Source organism: Winogradskyella sp. J14-2 (assembly GCF_001971725.1).
Classification (GTDB): Bacteria; Bacteroidota; Bacteroidia; order Flavobacteriales; family Flavobacteriaceae; genus Winogradskyella.
The window spans coordinates 566,654-585,155 of record NZ_CP019388.1 but is presented as its reverse complement, the minus strand read 5'-3'; the positions used below and the strand labels follow the sequence as shown (position 1 = coordinate 585,155).

Sequence of the window (18,502 nt, the reverse complement as noted above, 5' to 3'; positions counted from 1 at the left end):
AGCTTATTAATTTGACAAAAGGCAATGGACTTAGGTGATAATATGGATAAGCTAACAGAGTTGTTTCCTGAAAAAGAAATTTATAATTTATCATCTCAAATACGAAGAGCTTCAGATTCAGTAGCACTAAATATTACTGAAGGTTCAATATTGCAATCTGGTGCTGAATTCAGAAAGTTTTTAGGATATTCAATTCGTTCAATTGCAGAAGTCGTAACTTGTTTGCATAAAGCCAAACGAAGAAGTTATATTAGTCAAGAAGTTTTTGACGGTTTTTATAAAGATTGTTTTGATTTAATGAATATGACGATTGCTTTTAGAAATAAAGTGAAATAATATAATAATATAGCATAAAGATAGAGCTTCAATCTTCTAACTTCGTGCTCAAACTAAATTATAACATGGGACTAGGAATAGACATCATCATTTTCGTTTCAGCCATTTTATTTGGCATTTTTCTGTATTGGAGAGAGTCTAATGGAAATGGTGCGTACCGTTTCATTAATAAAGTAATGAACAGCAAAGAGTTACAAATGAGTGCAGATAATCCAAAAGGATTTATTTATAAGCAACCGTTTATTCCAAGATTACTATTTGTAGTTATTACGATGTTAGTGGTAGGATTGATATTACAGTTTTTAACACCAATCGAAATCTTTTCAAATTACTTTGCTTTATCTGGTTTTGCTACCTTCGCAACAGGAACTTTAATAGGTACATACCTCGCTAATTTTGTAATTAAAACCACAGAAGTGGTAGAAGAAAAAAGTGATTCTTTAAGTGATTTTGTAGACGATGCCATGGAAAAGGGTAAAGATCTTATCGAAGATTTAAAAAACAAAGACAATAAAGTAGTAGAAGAAGCCAAAAAAGAAATTGCAAAAGATCCAGAACCAGAGGCAGAACAAAAATCTGCACGTGACCGATTGAAGGATAAGGGTCTTATGTAACAGTATTCCTGCAAAAGCAGGAATCTCATAAAAAGAATAAAGTAGAATAAATAAAAAAGAGATTCCTGCTTTCGCAGGAATGGGAAAATCATGATAAAAAACTATTGGAATAAAGGCGCAAAGCAAAAGCGAATTACTGTATTTTTAGGATTATTGCTCTTAATTTTATTGTTCTTTTTTAGAGACGATTACCAACCTGTATTATTATTTTTTAGAAAATACATTTTTGTAGTTCTATTAAGCATTTTCATTTTAATTTTTGGTTTAAGAAAGTTTAGAAAAACCCCAAATATTGGTGGCCGATTAGGAATTTTAGGCATTTTAATTGTGTTTTTTGGGTTGCTGTATTTTTTGGGTTGGAATCAAGGCCTTTACGATTACATGAAGACATACAATGTATTCAACAGTCTTAATAAGGTTGAAATTGATGAATTACCATTGACACAAAACGAACGCATTCAACCATTACGAAACATATTCTCAATGGCTAACGAAAGTGTTGGCGAAACTAAGGACGTATCATTACCACACTTGGTAAGAATTGGTACAGAGAATAAATGGACTATGGCCATTCAGCCTAGTAAAAAGTACATTATGCAACGCATTAGCGATAATACGGAAGAGGTTTTTTCTGTAAGCAGCACAACACCATTTCCAAGATTTTCAAACGAAAATAGAATCGATGTTACCTTTTCAATAGGAGAATCTTTAAAGTTTAGTAGAAATACTTACAATGCGGTTGTACAGCGTTTTAACCCTTGGATGTTGTTTAATTACGAGCCTAGCGACACGTTTTACATGAAAAACGATAAAGGAGCTTGGGTGCAAGTGGTCAGTTTAATAAAGTGGAAAGGCTTCTTTTTCCCATATCCAACCTTTGGTGGTGTAATGATTATTGAAAGTGGTGAACACGATTTTAATGACTATATAGAGCGAATTACAATTGGTAAAGGCACATTTGTGAGTCCAGATAAAATTAAGAATTACAAGTTTTTACAAAAACAGAATACCTTAGCCGAAAGTGTATCGCAATTACAAGCAGAATCTTTAAAGTTTTTAGGAGGCTTTAGCGATCCATTACCTTGGAATATGGAAACTGCGGTAAAAATTCCATTGATGCCAAAAGATCAGAATCAGCAACCTTATGTAACAGATTTTGATTTTGCAGGAAGTAACTCAGATGCTTACAGTGGCTTATACCATTGGTTTGGTTTAGAACCAGTAGGTGAGGAGCGTACCAGTTTAAGCTATAGTGTGTTTGTGCCAGCAGATGGTACAGACAAATTGTATTATTACGACCATGCCACTAAAAAGCAAGGGTATGCAGGCGTTTCTGCAATGCCATTAAAGGTAAAAGAATCGCGTAAAGAATACGATTGGAATGCGAGTACACCAGTTGAGTTTAGACCTTATATAAAAGATATTGCTGGTAGAAAACGCATGTTCTTTTTAGGAACAATTTCATCGATAAGTGCTACAAATTCGCAACAATTTGATGGTTCTGCAACACCAGATTTAGTTTTAATTGATAGCGAATATCGCGATGTGATTTGGATAGATGTAAAACATCCAAGTACCTGGGACGAAACCGTATATAATCAGTTAAACGAAGCCTGGAGATCTAGCGAAGGTATTGGCTATTATTATAAAGAACAACCAAAAGATGAAGATGTAATGCAAATGCAGATAGACTCACTAAAAACCATTCCACAGGTTAATGAAAACTCAGAAATGATTGATGCCTTGCAACGTCAAATAGATTCTTTGAAGGCTATTGGAAATGATTAATTCATTAAATAGAAAATTAATAGTTTGATAAAGGAAATTGTAGAGATATTAAAAGAGTTCAGGAAAGTCCCTTTTACGTATTTAGCATTATACTTTGTATCATTGGTCTTATTATATAATTATGCGTACTTTAAAGCTTTCAACGTAGATATAACAACTTTTGTCTCTATTTCTGACTTATATGTTCTGCTTATAGATTTAATTCCAAGTCTTATTTATTTTTTTGTATTTCTCTTTTTTATATTTTTTTTAATGTTTGGTGTTTTTAATATAATTAGAAAAATTGCCGAGATATTTAAAAAGAAAAACAATGACCAATTAGAAGAAGAAAGTTCTAAATCTAAAAAGGTAAGTCATTTAGAGGTAATAATTATTAACTTAATTCCTTTTTCAATATTTTACACTCATACAACGATTTATGCATTTCCATTTGCTTTAAACCCTAGGGGCGAATTCTATAATGGTATTGAACTTTTTTCTCGGTTCATGATGATATTTATTATCATAGTAAGCTGTAAAATGAATCTTATTCTTATCAAAAAATATTCTGATTTGTTGAAAAAACTTAAGCTAGGTATCTCTAAATTGAAATTGTATGTACTGGCTTTAACAGTCTTTTATATTTCAGGTATTGTAGCCACTTTAGATGCTGGAAAGAGTATGTATTATGAAGAGTTAGAAATTGTAGAGTTTGTATATAAAGGAATAAAATTATCATCAAAAGAAAAAAATATTGTGTATGTAGGAAGAACTAGTGAATATGTCTTTATATATTTCAAGGATTCTACAATAACAAAATCATATAAAGTCTCAGAAATTAAAGATTTAAACTTTTTTAATTCTATGTTTTATAGATCTCAAATGCATAAAAAACATGAAAGTAAAGGTTAGTTAGTGTTATTGACTTTAACTCTATCATTCTTTTTAATTATTACTCGATTATTTTATCTTTATAATTCAAAGTAAACCCAACCTATGAGTTCAAAATTCTACGATTTTAAAAATTTAAAAGGAGATTTAACAGGTGGCTTAGTTGCTGGTGTTGTAGCCTTGCCATTAGCCTTGGCATTTGGTGTGCAATCTGGTTTAGGCGCCATTGCAGGTCTTTATGGTGCTATTGCTGTTGGTATTTTTGCTGCCATTTTTGGCGGTACAGCAACACAAGCCAGTGGACCAACAGGACCAATGACTGTTGTATCTGCTGCATTGGTTGCAGCAGCTATTGAAATTACAGGCAGTCTTGAAGCCGCTATGCCTATTATTATTCTTACATTCTTATTGGGTGGTGTTCTTCAAATTGTATTTGGACTTATAAATATTGCAGGTTATGTAAAATATTTTCCATATCCTGTGGTTTCTGGTTTTATGAGTGGTGTAGGGCTTATCATTATCATTCTTCAAATTTTCCCATTCGTAGGCTTGGATTCAGAAAAATCAACTTGGTTGGTGATGCAAGATTTACCACGATTATTTTCAGAGTTTAATTGGCAAGCTATGACTTTAGGTATATTTACGGTCGTTGTTTATTTGGTATTTCCCTATATAACCAAGGCTATTCCGAGTGCTTTAGTAGCATTAGTTTTAGCATCTGTTGCGAGTTTCTTTTTAAAATGGGATGTACCAATTATAGGTGATATTCCGTCGGGTTTACCTTCGCTAAAGTTAGATGGTATTTTTTCTGTAGATTCTAGCACTTATATCCTCATAGGTGAATATGCTACAGTATTGGCTGTTTTAGGATCTATCGATTCTTTATTAACCTCAGTAATTGCAGATAATATGACCAAAACTAAACATAATAGTAATAGAGAATTAATTGGTCAAGGAATAGGAAACTCTATTGCAGCAATTTTTGGTGGAATTCCAGGCGCAGGTGCAACAAAAGGTACAGTAATTAATATCAATTCTGGTGGACGCACGAGAGTTTCTGGCGCAATACATGGCTTGTTTTTATTAGCTGTTTTATTAGGTTTGGGTAAGCTGGCAGCGTATATACCACTGTCTGTTCTAGCAGGTTTGTTAATTCCTATAGCCTTTAAGATTATAGATCTCAAAGGCTTAAAGCACTTGTTAGTTGTACCCAGAGCAGATGCGTTTGTTCTCGTTGTAGTGCTACTTGTAACTACATTTGGGAGCCTTATTCAAGCTGTAGGTATGGGACTACTTTTAGCTTGTTTGTTGTTTATGAAACGAGCAGGTGACATTAGCGAAGAAGGTATGGAAGTTGGAACTATTGCTGGTTTTGATGGTGAAAAACCTTGGCAAGACGAAGTTGAATTCTACGAAGAATACAAGGACAAAGTTTATATAAAGCATCTTTATGGCCCTTTGTTTTTTGGATTTACATCTCACTTTCAAGATGAAATAAAGAAAATACCAAAGGAAATAAAAGCATTAATTATACGTATGGATCGTGTGCCATACATAGACCAGTCTGGGCTGTATGCGTTGGAAAATGCCGTTTTGGATTTAGAACAAAGAGGAGTGCAAGTTTTATTAACCGCTATCCAAGAGCAGCCAAAAGATAAATTAGTCTCTATAGACATAGTACCAGATTTAATTTCAGAAGAACATATTTTTGGAAACATTAGTGGTGCATTCGATTATTTGAAATCGCATTTTAAACTTTAAAATTCTAATAACATTTTTATATCCGAACGTGCATAAGGACTATTAGATTCTAATTTTAGTTCTTTAAATCCGTATTTTTTATAAAGGTAAATGGCATTTTCTAACTTGGTGTTAGAGTAGAGTAGTAGTGCTTTTAGGTTTTGCTGTTTGGCAAAATCGATACAATGTTGTAAAAGTCTTTGCCCTATTTTATGGCCACGCATTTCTGGTAGTACTGCCATTTTTGTCAATTCTAAAATATTAGATTCTTCTGTCGGCATTAATGCCACAGTGCCCAAAATGGTTTCGTTTTTTAACGCAAAGAAAATGTAACCACCCTTATTAATAATATATTGTTCTGGTTTACTAAGGACTTCTTCGTCAAAAGGCTCTACATAAAAAAAGGTTTTTAACCATTCTATATTTAAATCGTAAAAACTCTTGGCATAATCAGATTTATACGCAACAATTCTAATGTCCATTGGCTCTAATAAAGTCAGTAATTAAATATGCAATGAGTTTACCTACTTTAGTTTCAGTTTTTTTTGTTGGCGCAGCTTCACAAATATGCAGATATCTTGCGTTTTCATGCTTGGCAAAATAATTCACAAATTGTCTCGTTTGTTTTATACTAAACCCACTTGGAGTTGCAGCACTACTGGGTATGTTTTCTATAGCATCACAGTCTATTTCTATTCCGTAAGGCCTAGAGGCAATATGCTCAAGACCACGTTCTAACTCAGCTTTATAGTCTAATTCATTTCTAATTTCAAGCGATTCGTATGTATTGTACTTAATAGATTTTACCTTATTTAAGGTTTTATATAGCTTGTCTGATGTATAATTTTCGTGTAAACCAAAAATAAAGTAATTCTTCAAAAATCCTTCAGCGTAGGTATAGCTAAAACCATTTCCGCTATGTCGTCCTTCCTCGGCTCTAAAATCTGTATGTGCATCAAAATTTATAACATTCACCGCATCATTTGTTGCCAATGCCAAGCCTTTAATGTTTCCGTATGCGTTATTGTGTCCGCCACCTATTATTATTGGTGTTTTTCCTGCTTTTATAATTGTAGAAACTAAATATGTCACATCTTTATCAATCTCTTCAACAAAATCTCTAGCTTTAGAAATATTCTTTTTTGATAGTTTTTCTTTCACCATTTTTCTTTCTTCCTCATATTCTAAATGCCCCAAAATTAAAACACGTTTAGGGTTGGTAAAGTTATTGTTTTGAATATTTAACAAAATTTTTAATGTCGCCTCCCAGGCTTTGTAAGTCCCGGTTTTACCGTAGTTTGCGTAGACTCCAATATCTTCTACAATACCAAAAATGACATAGTCGACGTCTAAATTAACAATGTCATCGTATATGTTAGTGAGGTTAGATATTAACTGAATATGTTCTCCAAATTTCGATTCTCCTTTACGAAGCTTTAAAAGTTTTTCGTGATCTTTTGAAGTGAATAAAACGAGATTTTGCATTAGGATGTTTAATTAAAGTTTGTAATAAAAGTACAGCTTTATTTAAAAAATTTAATCTCTACATTAGATAAAAAATACAAGAATTAACAAATTATTTAAACACAAAATTTTATGGAAGGTTCACAAAAATCAAATGTTGGTCTTAAAGTAGGAATCGGAATCCTTTTAGTTCTATTTTTAGGCTCAGCTTTTATTGCTTCTAAGTATTACTCAGAAGGAAAAGAAAAAGAAAAAGAGCTCATTACTGAAAAACAACAAGTAATGAACGATTTAAGTAATATGGCAAAACAATACGACGAAGCCATTGCAGCTAGTGAAATTAAAGATCAAGATTTAATTGAAGCAAGAGAGCGTATACAAGGCTTAATGGACTCTTTAAAAGTATCTCAAAATAGTGTTAACTCTTTATGGAGATACAAAAAGAAGTTCTTGGCGCTACAGGAAGAAATGGATGAGTTGTTAGCAGAAAATGATCGTTTAAAAGTGGAAAACGAATATTTAGCAACTTCATTAGATAGTACACAAGTGCAATTAGCGGAGCGTACAGTATTTACAGATTCTTTGTTAGTACAAAATACAGAATTAGCTAGCGTTGTTGAAGATGCAGCTGCTTTACAGACTGTTGGTTTAAAAGGTATGGGAGTTATTGAAAGACGTAGCGGAAGACAAATTCCAACAGAAAGAGCAGGACGAAGCGATAAAATTAAAATCTGTTTTACTGTTGCAAAGAACACATTAACAGAATCAGGAGACAAGGAGTTATACGTACAGGTTATAGATCCAAAAAATAATGTTTTAGGAACTAATGAGCAAGTACAATTTGAGGATCAAGTACTAAATTACAGCTTAATAAGCCGCTTTAATTACGAAAACAGAAATCTAAACATTTGTGAATATATTGCGCAACCGGAAGATGAAAAATTTGAAAAAGGACGTTACCAAGTTAACGTTTTTAACGATAAAGAATTGATTTCTACATCAGAGTTTACTCTGAAATAAGATTTCAAACATTGATTGATTGATAGTTAAATCCGGAAGGTTTCTTCCGGATTTTTTATATCCTTTAATTGCCCATTAATAACGACCTGCTCAACAGGATCGTGAGCAAAAGCATATGGTATTTCGCTATAGTCGCTTAATGGTTTTGTAATAATGAGATTTGCTTTTTTCCCTCTGGTAATGCTACCGTACATGTTACTTATTCCCATAGCATAAGCACCATTAATGGTTGCAGCATTGATAGCCTCTTCTGGAGTCATTCTTAACTTTACACAAGCAGCACTCACAATAAAATTCATATTTCCACTAGGCGCAGAGCCAGGATTATAATCTGTGGCTATTGCCAATGGTAAACCTGCATCAATAATTTGTCGAGCAGGAGTATAAGGAATACTTAGAAAATAAGAACAACCAGGTAATGCAACAGGCATAGTTTCAGATTTCTTTAGAACTTTTATGTCATCATCATTCAATTCTTCAAGATGATCTACAGACAAGGCATTGTATTTTACGCCAAGACCAACACCACCAAGTATATTAAATTGGTTGACATGAATTTTTGGTCGCATGTTATATTTTGCAGCAGTTTTAAGAATAGCTTCTGTATCATTCAGATCAAAATATCCTTTCTCGCAAAAGACATCAATATAATGGCTTATGTTTAATTTTGATGCTTCTGGAATCAATTCTTCAGTAATAAGCTTAATATAGTCTTCCTTTTTGGCTTTATATTCAGATGGTATAGCATGTGCAGCTAAAAGCGTAGGCGTAATCTTAGCAAGACTTTCTTGTTTAATACGTTTTATAACGCGAAGCATTTTTAATTCAGCTTCAACGGTTAAGCCATAACCTGTTTTAATTTCAAACGCGCACGTTCCCATTCTTATAAGCTCTTCTAGACGATTAATAGACTGTTCGTATAAGTCATCTTCAGAGGTATCTTGAAGTAATTTTGCGGAGTTTAAAATGCCACCACCACGATTGGCAATGTCTTCATAACTCATACCGTTTATGCGGTCTACAAATTCTGATGTTCTATTACCAGCGTATACCATGTGCGTATGCGAGTCGCACCAAGAAGGCAAAACAATTTTTCCCGAAGCATCAATAATAGTTTCAGCCTCTATACCTTCGCAATGTTTCATTTCGCCATATTCTATAATGGTATCATGCTCTATGTACAAGTAAGCATTTTTTAAGACAGGCAGTGTTTTCATGTCTTTGCCTTTAACAATCATTACATTATTGTCATGTACTTGTAGAAGCTGTTTTATATTTTTTATTAGAATAGACATAAGTTGGTTTTTTGTAAAGTTGCCTATTTTTTTTGATAAAAAAAAACGCTGATAACATGTATCAGCGTTTTAAAATTGAAATATTTTAGATTTCTATTCTTTAATGAACTTTGAAGTAAATTTTCCGTCAATGGTTATCGTATAAATACCATTAGCTAAACCAGAAACATCTAAAGTATGATTAGGATTTTGTGATTTTGAAAGTATGGTTTTTCCTAAAACATCTGAAATGGAAATAGTGATTGTTTTGTTTTCTAAACCGTCAAAAAATAAATTATCTTTTGTTGGGTTAGGGAAAATTTTAAAAGGTGTATTAATGCGTGTTGGTATTACTAAGGATTCAAGTTCATTTTCAAAATAATTTAAAGCATCTTCGTTAAAGGCGCAACTTGCAATATCATTATCGCCATCGTTATCAAAATCACTTATTGCATAAACAAACGCTTGGCTTTGTGTATTATCAATAATAATTTCAGTACCAAAACTACCACCTCCGTTGTTTTTAAACCATACTAAATCGTTGCCTGATCCAGAAGAACCGCTACTTAATACAATATCTTTTAAACCATCTGCATCCATATCACTAAACTGGGCAACGGAAGGATTTGCAATAGAAGTTGTAAATATGGTCTCTGTAAAGCCTGCACCATTGTCTTCGTACCAATATAAGTTGCCAGTTGGGCCACCACCAAAAGAGACCTCAGTCGCCAAAATATCTAAATTGGTATCGCCATCGAGATCCATAAATGCAGCATTAAAAATACCAACCTTGCCTGTGGTTACAGGTAAAGCATCTTTTGTAAATGTCACTGTACCACTCGGTATAAGATTATTTCTAAAAATCTCTATAACATCACCACTGTAAACTGCTGTGGCTACTAGTGCATCTAAATCACCATCATTATCAATATCACTGAGATTAACAACACCAGGAGCATTTAGAGTGTCATCAATTTTTTGTGTTTCAAATGTAAAATTACCAAGACCATCATTAGAAAACCAAACAACTTCATCACCATCATATGCGGTAATGGCAAAATCTATAAAAGTATCGCCATTGATGTCTCCCAAGGCCACGCCAGAAGCACCATTAATTGTTGTAGAAATAACGTTTTCTGATGAGAAATTACCAGAGCCGTCATTAGAAAACCAAACTACTTTATCGTTACCATAACCAGCAGCAAGAATATCTAAAAATCCGTCTCCATTAAGATCTACAAGCTTAAGCGCACCAATGCCACTTAATGTATTGGTTACTAAAGTTTGAAATGTAAACGTATTGTCACCATTATTTTTATACCATTCTAAAGTGTTACCATTGTAGGTGCCTATTATAATATCATTAAAACTATCTGCATCGATAAATCCAGAAGCGATTGCGTATGGAGCATCTCCGGTACTTGCGTTAATAGTTGATTTTGAAGCCCATACGGTTTGGGCACTTGCGGATAAGGCAACCATTAAAAGAGAAAACGTTGTAAGTAAAGTTTTTTTCATTGTTTGTAAGGTAATTGTTGAAAGCAAATGTAAGAATTTTATTAAAATTAAAGTGGTATTTAATTGATATTCAAAAAAATAAAATAAATCAATTTATATTAAAAAGCCAATTAGAGTACAGATTTTAAAAACTTAAAATCTAACCCAAATTGGCGAATCATTAATTTGTTAGTCTAATTACTTTAAACTACCTACCATATCTTCTGGTTTTACCCAATCATCATAGTCTTCAGCTGAAACGTAACCTAAGTTAATAGCCTCTTCTTTAAGGGTAGTTCCGTTTTTATGAGCTGTATTGGCAATTTCAGCAGCTTTGTAATACCCAATTTTGGTATTTAAAGCCGTTACTAGCATTAAAGAGTTGTTGAGCAATTGTTTAATTACAGCGTGGTTAGGCTCAATGCCATTAGCGCAATTTTCTTCAAAACTCACACAAGCATCACCTATGAGCTGTGCAGATTGTAGAATGTTAGCGGCCATCATTGGTTTAAAGACGTTAAGTTCGTAGTGCCCTTGTGTACCACCTACAGTTATAGCAACATCATTACCCATAACTTGTGCACATACCATGGTTAAAGCTTCGCATTGTGTTGGGTTAACTTTTCCTGGCATAATAGAACTTCCAGGCTCGTTTGCTGGAATGATAATCTCACCAATACCAGAACGTGGGCCCGAAGCCATCATTCTAATATCATTTGCTATTTTATTGAGAGATACTGCTAACTGCTTCAACGCACCATGTGTTTCTACAATAGCATCGTGAGCTGCTAAAGCTTCAAACTTATTTTCTGCTGTTATAAAAGGTAAACCTGTAAATTCTGCAATGTATTTGGCTACTAATACGTCGTAGCCTTCTGGTGTGTTAAGTCCTGTGCCAACGGCTGTTCCTCCTAAGGCCAATTCACTTAAATGTGACAAAGTACTTTCCAAAGCTTTTAAACCATGGTCTAATTGCGATACATAACCAGAAAATTCCTGACCTAAAGTCAGTGGTGTTGCATCCATAAGGTGTGTACGACCAATTTTTACCACATCTTTAAAGGCAAGAGACTTATTGTGTAATGTATTTCTTAACTGAATAACACCAGGAATGGTAGTTTCTACTACTTTTTTATAGGCTGCAATATGCATACCAGTAGGGAAGGTATCGTTAGAGGATTGCGATTTGTTAACATCGTCGTTTGGTTGTATGGTTTTGTCACCTTCACCAATAACGTTACCAGCTATTTGGTGTGCTCTGTTGGCAATAACCTCATTGACATTCATGTTGCTTTGCGTACCAGATCCTGTTTGCCAAATTACCAGAGGAAACTGATCGTTGTGCTTGCCTTCTAAAATCTCGTCGCAAACTTGAGCAATAAGATTTCGTTTGTCTTTATCTAAAACGCCTAAATCACAATTGGCATAAGCGGCTGCTTTTTTTAGATAAGCGAAACCGTAAACTACCTCTAATGGCATGGAGGCAGGTGCTCCGATTTTAAAATTGTTGCGAGAACGTTCGGTTTGTGCTCCCCAAAGTTTATCAGCAGGCACTTTAACTTCACCCATGGTGTCTTTTTCTATTCTGTATGTCATGATAGTGTATGTTTTTTAACGCTTTACAAAATTACAGTTTTTGGTGGTTTAAAAACTGAAGAATGTCATTTTATTTAGGACGTCTGGCTTATCTAATGAGGTTAAAATTTATACCCAAACTTAAAACCCAAGGTAAAATTAAAGTGATTGTTGTTGTTTAGGCCTTCGATATTTCGTCTTCTAAAATCTAAATGCCAACGATCATCATCGAGAGTGTCCGTTTCTGGATTATAATTTCTATTAAGGTTTTTAATATCAAAAATTCGGATGCCAAAACCAGAATAAAAATCAATAAAAAGATGCTTACCTATTGGGTAGTTTAATCCGTATTTAATATTGAATACATTAACCGATTTACGTACAATCAATGTCTCCTCAACAGGAAACCTAATCTCTTCCAATTCTCTTATATAGCTAATGTCTTCATTAAATTGGTAACGGATAAAACGCGATTCTATACCAATATATTCATTAACTCTAGGGTTATTAGAGATGCTAAGCACATTGTAATATTTGAGCTCGTATCTAAATGCCCTTCCTTTATTTTTTACAATATTGATGTCTGGATTACGGCCGCTTCCAATCCTTTTGGTAAAAACCGTGCCATACTCCGCACTAACACTTATGTTATCGGTAACAAAATATTCCGCACCTAAAGTTAGCATCGGTTGCGAAAATATATCTATAGCTTTTAAAGGTGTGGTATAAATAAAAATATCATTTCTTTTAAAATGAATGGGTTGGCTATTAGGGCTAAAAAAATTATTTGCTGTACTATCAATTTCAAATAGTATATTTCGCTTGTAAGAAAACCGTTTGTGGTTGGTAAAATCTACTAGAAAGCCAACATAATATGGTGATAATAAGTTTAAAAAAAATGTACCCGAAGTTTTTTTAGGAAAAGCAAATTCTGTTGAAATGCTATCGTTAGAAAGTTCAAATTTTAAAGTGTCTTTTGAGCGTAGTGGAAAAATAGCAACATGATCTTCTTTTACCAAAAAGTCTTCACCCTTAAATTTTACTTTGGTATTTTTAGGCGCATGTATGTAAACTTTATCTTTTTTGCCATTGAGTATCGTAGCACACGAACAGAGAAAGCAAAAACACACTAGTAAAAGTAATTTGCGCATAAAAAATGTTTTGTTCAAGATGCTAAAAGTGTAAAATGGTTGCGTTAAAAGTTATAGTGTTTTTAAGTTAGCTACTAAGCAAAAGATTGCTTACATTTATTTTAAGACATATCTAATATAGAAAGTAAAATATTAATATATTTGGCTTACCCTAATTTTAACCTACTTACACAATGAAAAGAATACTTCCGCTTTTTGCTATTATTTTAACTTTAAATTTTTCTTTTTGCCAATCTCCTGAAAACAAAGGTACTACAACAGAGGAATACAACTACATGATAAGAGGCTACGAAATGCAGCTATCTTCTGGTCTAGATATGAAGAGTGGTTACAAAGTTGATCATATAAAAACTATAACCAGAAGTGATTATTCGTTTGGCTTTAATGCACTTGTTAGGACTAAAGACAATACATTAGCAGGTATTTTAATAATTGCTACATCAGAAGTTTCAGGTAGAACTTATTACCTAGGCATGCCAATTAACAATACTCAATTACAACAATCTTTTGAAAATGATGTTAAGAATTGGGATGAAAGAATGACTACAGCTTTTGCACAAGCACTAGGCGAGTTGTATGCTAATGAAGCAATTTTGGGATATAAAGAGGCTTATAAAACAGAGTAAAGTTCTTAACTTAATATATTTCCATCAACCATAGTTAACTTACGGTCTGCCATATTGGCCAAATCTTGGTTGTGGGTAACGATGACAAACGTTTGCTTAAATTCGTCTCTTAACTTAAAAAATAGCCGATGTAGTTGTTCTGCAGATTCACTATCTAAATTACCAGAAGGCTCGTCGGCAAAAATAATACTGGGTTTATTAATCAATGCTCTGGCTACAGCCACACGTTGCTGCTCACCACCAGACATACTATTGGGTTTGTGGTGTATGCGATTCTTTAAGCCTAGATAGTCTAGTAATTCTATAGCGCGTTTTTCGGCTTTTGCTTTTGGTGTGTTATTTATAAATGCAGGAATACAAACATTTTCTAAGGCTGTAAATTCTGGTAACAATTGATGAAACTGAAAGATAAAACCAATGTGTTTATTCCTAAATTGAGCCAAAGCTTTATCGTTAAGAGCTGTAATAGATTGTCCGTTGATTTCTAATGTGGTATCACTTTTAAAATCGGGTTTGTCTAAGGTGCCCAAAATTTGTAATAAGGTAGTTTTACCAGCACCAGAAGCACCAACAATAGAGATGATTTCACTTTCGGCAATGTTAATATTTACGCCTTTTAAAACATGCAATTCTTTATACGATTTGTGAATGTTGGTCGCTTTTATCATACAAAGGCGAAAATACTATTTTTTTAGATTATTAGATGGTTGTACTGTTAGACTTTTAGATTTTTGTGATAGGCGTTAGGATATATGTTTACCGAGATATAGGCTTGAACTGACGTAGTTTTAAGAATTGAATCTAAACCTGTTTCTGGGTGAAACATAGGTGTTTGCTTGTCCTATTTGAGGATTATCTCTCTTTTTAAAAATAGATTTAATACCGTTAAAATCTAAGAAATACTGTAACCTTACTGAAATAGTGTGCTGTATTGGCTGCTCAAATAGTGTATCTAAGCTTTCAGAATAACTATCTTCAGACATGTTGTCAAAATTAAAAAGTTGGTTTCTATATAATGCAGTTAAGAAACTACCTGGCGCAAATTGCCATGAGTAGCTTAGATCGATATTCCAAGTACTAAAATTAATATTTGGCGAATTACTCACATTATCTACAGTATAGCCTTGCTCCGTCGTAAGACGGCCATTATCGAGTAGGGTAAATAGTTCGTTATCATAATTTACAGTATCCCAATAATGTCTAAATGTTAATGCAACAGAGTTAAAAGGATCAAAAGTATAATTTGCAGAAATTGTATTTGTAATGCGCTTTCTATTTCGCTCTCCAAGAATAGGTTGGTCATCTTCAAAAGTGGCATAGCCACGCGATCCATTGGACATGTCTAGGCTAAAACTGTAAATCATAAGGAGTTTGTCGCTTGCTCTTACTCTCGGGCTTAAGAAAAAATTGTAGCCAAATAAGTCTCTACCATCTTCAAATATTTTAAAAAGACCTCCATCAATATCAAAAGCAAATACCTTATTGTAGTTAGACGAATAGAAGCTGCCTATACTAACAATGTTTTCATAAATAAATGGTCTTCCATCTCTAGACTCAAAATAATCATACTGTTTACCTGGTTCAATATTAAAATTAAATCCGTAAGCATTTAGATTTTTGGTCTGTGCAAAATAGCGTCCACCAATATTCATACCTGTAAATACTCCTGGGTTTGCGAGATTTCTGTAATTAACCCATGCATTGATACGATAACTGTTTAGGTTTCCTTTTGGCTCAAAGATTTGATACCAAATATCTGCCCCAAAATTATTGAAGTTATTTCTAAAGTTAAGCCCTAAATCATTGATCTCGTACTTTGTATCTGCAAATCTATGGTCAAAGCTATATCTGAGATTACCATGGGTTTTTCCAATGTAGAAAAATGAGCTAAAGCCAGTTTCGGTTTGCGAGTTTTGATAGTTAACATTGCTCATTTTAGCTTCTGCATTTATCACGTAGGTATTTCTTTTGTTTTGCAAGCTGGCAACTAATGCTGTGGCATTTCCATCTCTAAATTCTCCTTCGCGCATTACGTTGGTATTGATAAGGCTAATGGAAGAATTGCCATTAAACTGTTGGTCTACAACCAAAATATTGTAGTTGGTAAAGGGCTCAACAACTTCTCGTCGTTTTGTAACCATCGTATCTACAACTTCATTATTTTCATTAAAGATTTCTTCTCGCGTTGTTATGGTAGCATAGGTTTTTTCTGTTATGGCATTAAAAACTCCTACTCCAAGTCCGCTTTTTGTTCTTCCGGATACTTTTAGGGCATTTAGTACCTTAACTTCGTTTGGTATGTCTGCTTCTTCATTGTCTTCTAAATTTAGTTGACCGCTTGGTGCGTTACCGACGCGCCTAGAGAAGAACAAATCTCCTTTTGAAAACAGATCGACACCTTCGGTGAAAAACTGGCGTTGTTCTGAGAATGTTTGTTCAAAGGGACCGAGATTTAGAACTACTCTATCAAAGCCAGCTTGACTAAAATCTGGTACTAAAGTTGCATCGAGTGTAAAGTTATCCGTTATTCCATACTTAACATCCATACCAAATGTGATATCTGCTTCGGTATCACCATCAAAACTATCTAGAATGCCTGTTGAGAAAGGGTAGAGGTTAAGTCTAACAGGTGGTTTTAAGTTTTTTAGGCCTTTAAGTTCACCGTGATACAAGCCTATATTACCTTGGGTTGGGTCTAATTGATTCCAAGTGTATTGTGAACGTTCTCTTCTAAAATGTCGGTGAAATTGAAGTCCCCAAGTTGGCTCTTCTTGGTCTGGAAACCGCAGTGTTCTATAGGGTATTTCCATTTCTACTATCCAGCCGTCATCAACAATTTGCACAGCGCTTTGCCAGACGGCATTCCAGCTAAAGTCTTCACCAATACTTGGATTGGCTATTGCATCTGCTTGTTGGCCAGAACTGAATACAAAAAATTGAGTATCATTTTGTGCATCGTTATTTGGGTTTAGTACAACGGTAAAAAAGTCGCTTTGTCCAAAATTATCTCTGCTTGTAAGCTGTTTCATAATTTTAGACGTATCATCGTATAAGTAAGCTGCCACATATATGGCATCATCATCAAAGGTCATTTTTACTTCAGTTCGTTGTTCTTTTGGAAGTGTGTTACCAATATCTGGTCTAAACTGAATAAAGTTTGTAGCTACTTCTGCATTTGCCCATGCGCTATCATCTAAAACACCGTCGATTTTTGGCTTTGATGTAGCTCTTGTGATATGAAGTGACTTTTTATCTTTTGTTAAAACGGTATTTTCTTGTGTATAAGTTATGTTGCAATAACAGAGAATGAAAAAAGAGAAAATTGAACGTATGTTCATAATGATTGATTGACGAATTCCTTCGCATTTTTAATAAAGATGAACACTTAAAACCAATGTTACACTCTTGTACTGAAATAAATTTTTTATTTTCTTTAAGCTGGCATCAAAATTTTAAACTAATTCTACTAGATACCTGTAATCCGTGCACGTCGCTAGATTTTTTACAAATCTAATTTGTGAGGTTATGCGACATTCTTAACTAAACGTTAAAAAGGACTAAAGTATGTTAACGTAATATCGGTAAGACGTATTGGCAGCATTCTATTTTTGGAACACTTATTGCTAATTGTTATAACAAATTGTTATCTTATTACATGAGTAAATATAAAATACTTGCGCTTAGTATATTTTTTGATGCCTTAGGATATGTATCCTTTGTTTTTCCTGCTTTTGATTTTGTTTGGGCACCATTGTCGGCGTTTTTAATGACTAAGTTATATAAAGGGCGAGAGGGGAAAGTTGCGGCAGCAATTGCCTTTGTAGAGGAAGCTTTACCTTTTTTGGATGTGGTACCTACATTTTCATTAATGTGGTTGTATACATTTGTATTTAGCTCTAAAACATCTATTTCTAACCCATAAAAAAAAGCACTCAATTAGAGTGCTTTTTTTAGTTAGCAATAAGAATTAGTTTACATCAAAACTAAATGTAGCTTCAACATCTGTTTCTCCGTCTGCGTTTGCAATAGAGCCATCATTTGGTTTGGTTGGCTCGTGCTTTAATACTACAGTTAATGTATTTCCTGTGGAGACAGATCCAGAATTTAAAGTAAAACTAACACCTAGCGGGTTACCATTTCCATCTTGGTCGTTGTAAGTGATACTGCTACCAGAATTTCCTGTAAATCCGTAAAACACTTGGTGTTCGTCATCTTCTTCAATAACTTCTAAAGTAATATTTTCGGCTGGGTTTTCTAATTCATTTAAGAATACTACACTTCCATTATAAGTTGTTGATGCTTCTAGAGCTCCACTAACTGTAATGACTGGAGCATTAGGCCCATCACCATCTAAATCTTGAGATTGTAAAGTAACGGCAGTGCCACCACCCGAAGGAGTTAATGTTAAAGTCATCGTTGTTATTACTTCTTCTTCATTAACTGGATCTGGAGTGTCATCATCATCTGAACAAGATGTGATAAGTCCGATTGTCATAAATACGATTAAAAAATTCTTTACTGTTTTCATTGTTTTGGTTTTTAAAAAT

17 protein-coding genes are annotated in these 18,502 nt (G+C 33.8%); 8 read left to right on the top strand and 9 right to left on the bottom strand.

All coding sequences use genetic code 11. From position 1 onward, the window contains the following. Window positions 1–24: 24 nt before the first annotated feature. The 5 genes from BWZ20_RS02720 to BWZ20_RS02700 all read left to right on the top strand — a co-directional run bounded on the left by BWZ20_RS02720 (window position 25) and on the right by BWZ20_RS02700 (window position 5,369). The gene (locus BWZ20_RS02720; RefSeq protein WP_232217133.1) at window positions 25–336 is read left to right on the top strand and encodes a four helix bundle protein; all 312 of its coding nucleotides are present in this window, start codon (window positions 25–27) and stop codon (window positions 334–336) included. Between the two features lie 65 nt (window positions 337–401). After that, window positions 402–950, top strand: a complete 549-nt coding sequence (locus BWZ20_RS02715) for a hypothetical protein (protein WP_076615911.1) — start codon at window positions 402–404, stop codon at window positions 948–950. Between the two features lie 90 nt (window positions 951–1,040). Beyond that, window positions 1,041–2,738, top strand: a complete 1,698-nt coding sequence (locus tag BWZ20_RS02710; protein ID WP_076615908.1) for a hypothetical protein — start codon at window positions 1,041–1,043, stop codon at window positions 2,736–2,738. A 24-nt stretch (window positions 2,739–2,762) separates the two neighbouring features. Further along, a complete protein-coding gene (locus BWZ20_RS02705) occupies window positions 2,763–3,629 on the top strand; it encodes a hypothetical protein (RefSeq protein ID WP_157358305.1) in 867 nt (288 codons plus the stop codon). Between the two features lie 84 nt (window positions 3,630–3,713). After that, window positions 3,714–5,369, top strand: coding sequence for a SulP family inorganic anion transporter (locus tag BWZ20_RS02700; RefSeq protein ID WP_076615902.1), 1,656 nt, complete (start codon window positions 3,714–3,716; stop codon window positions 5,367–5,369). On the opposite strand, the gene BWZ20_RS02695 is transcribed toward BWZ20_RS02700, so the two are convergent. Both BWZ20_RS02695 and BWZ20_RS02690 read right to left on the bottom strand, forming a co-directional pair. Further along, window positions 5,366–5,830 (bottom strand): GNAT family N-acetyltransferase, encoded by a 465-nt coding sequence (locus BWZ20_RS02695; RefSeq protein WP_076615899.1) that lies wholly within the window; start codon window positions 5,828–5,830, stop codon window positions 5,366–5,368. The genes BWZ20_RS02700 and BWZ20_RS02695 overlap by 4 nt on opposite strands. Next, window positions 5,820–6,833 (bottom strand): formimidoylglutamase, encoded by a 1,014-nt coding sequence (locus BWZ20_RS02690; protein ID WP_076615896.1) that lies wholly within the window; start codon window positions 6,831–6,833, stop codon window positions 5,820–5,822. Before BWZ20_RS02690 ends, BWZ20_RS02695 begins: the two co-directional genes overlap by 11 nt. 111 nt (window positions 6,834–6,944) lie before the next feature. On the opposite strand from BWZ20_RS02690, the gene BWZ20_RS02685 reads away from it, so the two are divergent. Further along, on the top strand, window positions 6,945–7,832 hold the full coding sequence (locus BWZ20_RS02685) for a chromosome partitioning protein ParA (RefSeq protein WP_076615893.1): 888 nt from the start codon (window positions 6,945–6,947) through the stop codon (window positions 7,830–7,832). 26 nt (window positions 7,833–7,858) lie between these two features. Here BWZ20_RS02685 and hutI read toward each other — a convergent pair whose 3' ends face one another. The 4 genes from hutI to BWZ20_RS02665 form a co-directional block, all read right to left on the bottom strand. Beyond that, the gene (gene hutI, locus BWZ20_RS02680; protein ID WP_076615890.1) at window positions 7,859–9,127 is read right to left on the bottom strand and encodes an imidazolonepropionase; all 1,269 of its coding nucleotides are present in this window, start codon (window positions 9,125–9,127) and stop codon (window positions 7,859–7,861) included. Window positions 9,128–9,220: 93 nt separating this feature from the next. Continuing rightward, a complete protein-coding gene (locus BWZ20_RS02675; protein ID WP_076615887.1) occupies window positions 9,221–10,624 on the bottom strand; it encodes a T9SS type A sorting domain-containing protein in 1,404 nt (467 codons plus the stop codon). 177 nt (window positions 10,625–10,801) lie between these two features. Next, the gene (gene fumC / locus BWZ20_RS02670) at window positions 10,802–12,199 is read right to left on the bottom strand and encodes a class II fumarate hydratase (RefSeq protein WP_076615883.1); all 1,398 of its coding nucleotides are present in this window, start codon (window positions 12,197–12,199) and stop codon (window positions 10,802–10,804) included. A gap of 101 nt (window positions 12,200–12,300) precedes the next feature. After that, window positions 12,301–13,329 (bottom strand): hypothetical protein, encoded by a 1,029-nt coding sequence (locus BWZ20_RS02665; protein WP_076615879.1) that lies wholly within the window; start codon window positions 13,327–13,329, stop codon window positions 12,301–12,303. A 173-nt stretch (window positions 13,330–13,502) separates the two neighbouring features. On the opposite strand from BWZ20_RS02665, the gene BWZ20_RS02660 reads away from it, so the two are divergent. Beyond that, window positions 13,503–13,955: a hypothetical protein gene (locus BWZ20_RS02660; protein ID WP_076615876.1), complete on the top strand. Its 453-nt coding sequence runs from the start codon at window positions 13,503–13,505 to the stop codon at window positions 13,953–13,955. A gap of 5 nt (window positions 13,956–13,960) precedes the next feature. Here BWZ20_RS02660 and BWZ20_RS02655 read toward each other — a convergent pair whose 3' ends face one another. After that, a complete protein-coding gene (locus BWZ20_RS02655; protein ID WP_076615873.1) occupies window positions 13,961–14,623 on the bottom strand; it encodes an ABC transporter ATP-binding protein in 663 nt (220 codons plus the stop codon). A 120-nt stretch (window positions 14,624–14,743) separates the two neighbouring features. Beyond that, complete coding sequence (locus BWZ20_RS02650) at window positions 14,744–17,293, bottom strand: DUF5916 domain-containing protein (protein WP_076615870.1); 2,550 nt, start codon at window positions 17,291–17,293, stop codon at window positions 14,744–14,746. A 317-nt stretch (window positions 17,294–17,610) separates the two neighbouring features. On the opposite strand from BWZ20_RS02650, the gene BWZ20_RS02645 reads away from it, so the two are divergent. Continuing rightward, window positions 17,611–17,877 carry a hypothetical protein gene (locus BWZ20_RS02645; RefSeq protein WP_076615867.1) on the top strand — a complete coding sequence of 89 codons (267 nt, stop codon included), beginning with the start codon at window positions 17,611–17,613 and terminating at the stop codon, window positions 17,875–17,877. 45 nt (window positions 17,878–17,922) lie between these two features. Here BWZ20_RS02645 and BWZ20_RS02640 read toward each other — a convergent pair whose 3' ends face one another. Further along, entirely contained in the window at window positions 17,923–18,483 is a 561-nt protein-coding gene (locus tag BWZ20_RS02640) for a type 1 periplasmic binding fold superfamily protein (protein ID WP_076615864.1), read from the bottom strand. Between the last annotated feature and the right edge of the window lie 19 nt (window positions 18,484–18,502).

Bases quoted from the DNA above. Each gene is read 5' to 3' on its own strand.
- BWZ20_RS02720 (WP_232217133.1), top strand. From the start codon at position 25: ATGGACTTAGGTGATAATATGGATAAGCTAACAGAGTTGTTTCCTGAA.
- hutI (WP_076615890.1), bottom strand. From the start codon at position 9,127: ATGTCTATTCTAATAAAAAATATAAAACAGCTTCTACAAGTACATGAC.
- fumC (WP_076615883.1), bottom strand. From the start codon at position 12,199: ATGACATACAGAATAGAAAAAGACACCATGGGTGAAGTTAAAGTGCCT.
- BWZ20_RS02695 (WP_076615899.1), bottom strand. From the start codon at position 5,830: ATGGACATTAGAATTGTTGCGTATAAATCTGATTATGCCAAGAGTTTT.
- BWZ20_RS02685 (WP_076615893.1), top strand. From the start codon at position 6,945: ATGGAAGGTTCACAAAAATCAAATGTTGGTCTTAAAGTAGGAATCGGA.
- BWZ20_RS02675 (WP_076615887.1), bottom strand. From the start codon at position 10,624: ATGAAAAAAACTTTACTTACAACGTTTTCTCTTTTAATGGTTGCCTTA.
- BWZ20_RS02690 (WP_076615896.1), bottom strand. From the start codon at position 6,833: ATGCAAAATCTCGTTTTATTCACTTCAAAAGATCACGAAAAACTTTTA.
- BWZ20_RS02665 (WP_076615879.1), bottom strand. From the start codon at position 13,329: ATGCGCAAATTACTTTTACTAGTGTGTTTTTGCTTTCTCTGTTCGTGT.
- BWZ20_RS02655 (WP_076615873.1), bottom strand. From the start codon at position 14,623: ATGATAAAAGCGACCAACATTCACAAATCGTATAAAGAATTGCATGTT.
- BWZ20_RS02660 (WP_076615876.1), top strand. From the start codon at position 13,503: ATGAAAAGAATACTTCCGCTTTTTGCTATTATTTTAACTTTAAATTTT.
- BWZ20_RS02645 (WP_076615867.1), top strand. From the start codon at position 17,611: ATGAGTAAATATAAAATACTTGCGCTTAGTATATTTTTTGATGCCTTA.
- BWZ20_RS02710 (WP_076615908.1), top strand. From the start codon at position 1,041: ATGATAAAAAACTATTGGAATAAAGGCGCAAAGCAAAAGCGAATTACT.
- BWZ20_RS02700 (WP_076615902.1), top strand. From the start codon at position 3,714: ATGAGTTCAAAATTCTACGATTTTAAAAATTTAAAAGGAGATTTAACA.
- BWZ20_RS02715 (WP_076615911.1), top strand. From the start codon at position 402: ATGGGACTAGGAATAGACATCATCATTTTCGTTTCAGCCATTTTATTT.
- BWZ20_RS02640 (WP_076615864.1), bottom strand. From the start codon at position 18,483: ATGAAAACAGTAAAGAATTTTTTAATCGTATTTATGACAATCGGACTT.
- BWZ20_RS02650 (WP_076615870.1), bottom strand. From the start codon at position 17,293: ATGAACATACGTTCAATTTTCTCTTTTTTCATTCTCTGTTATTGCAAC.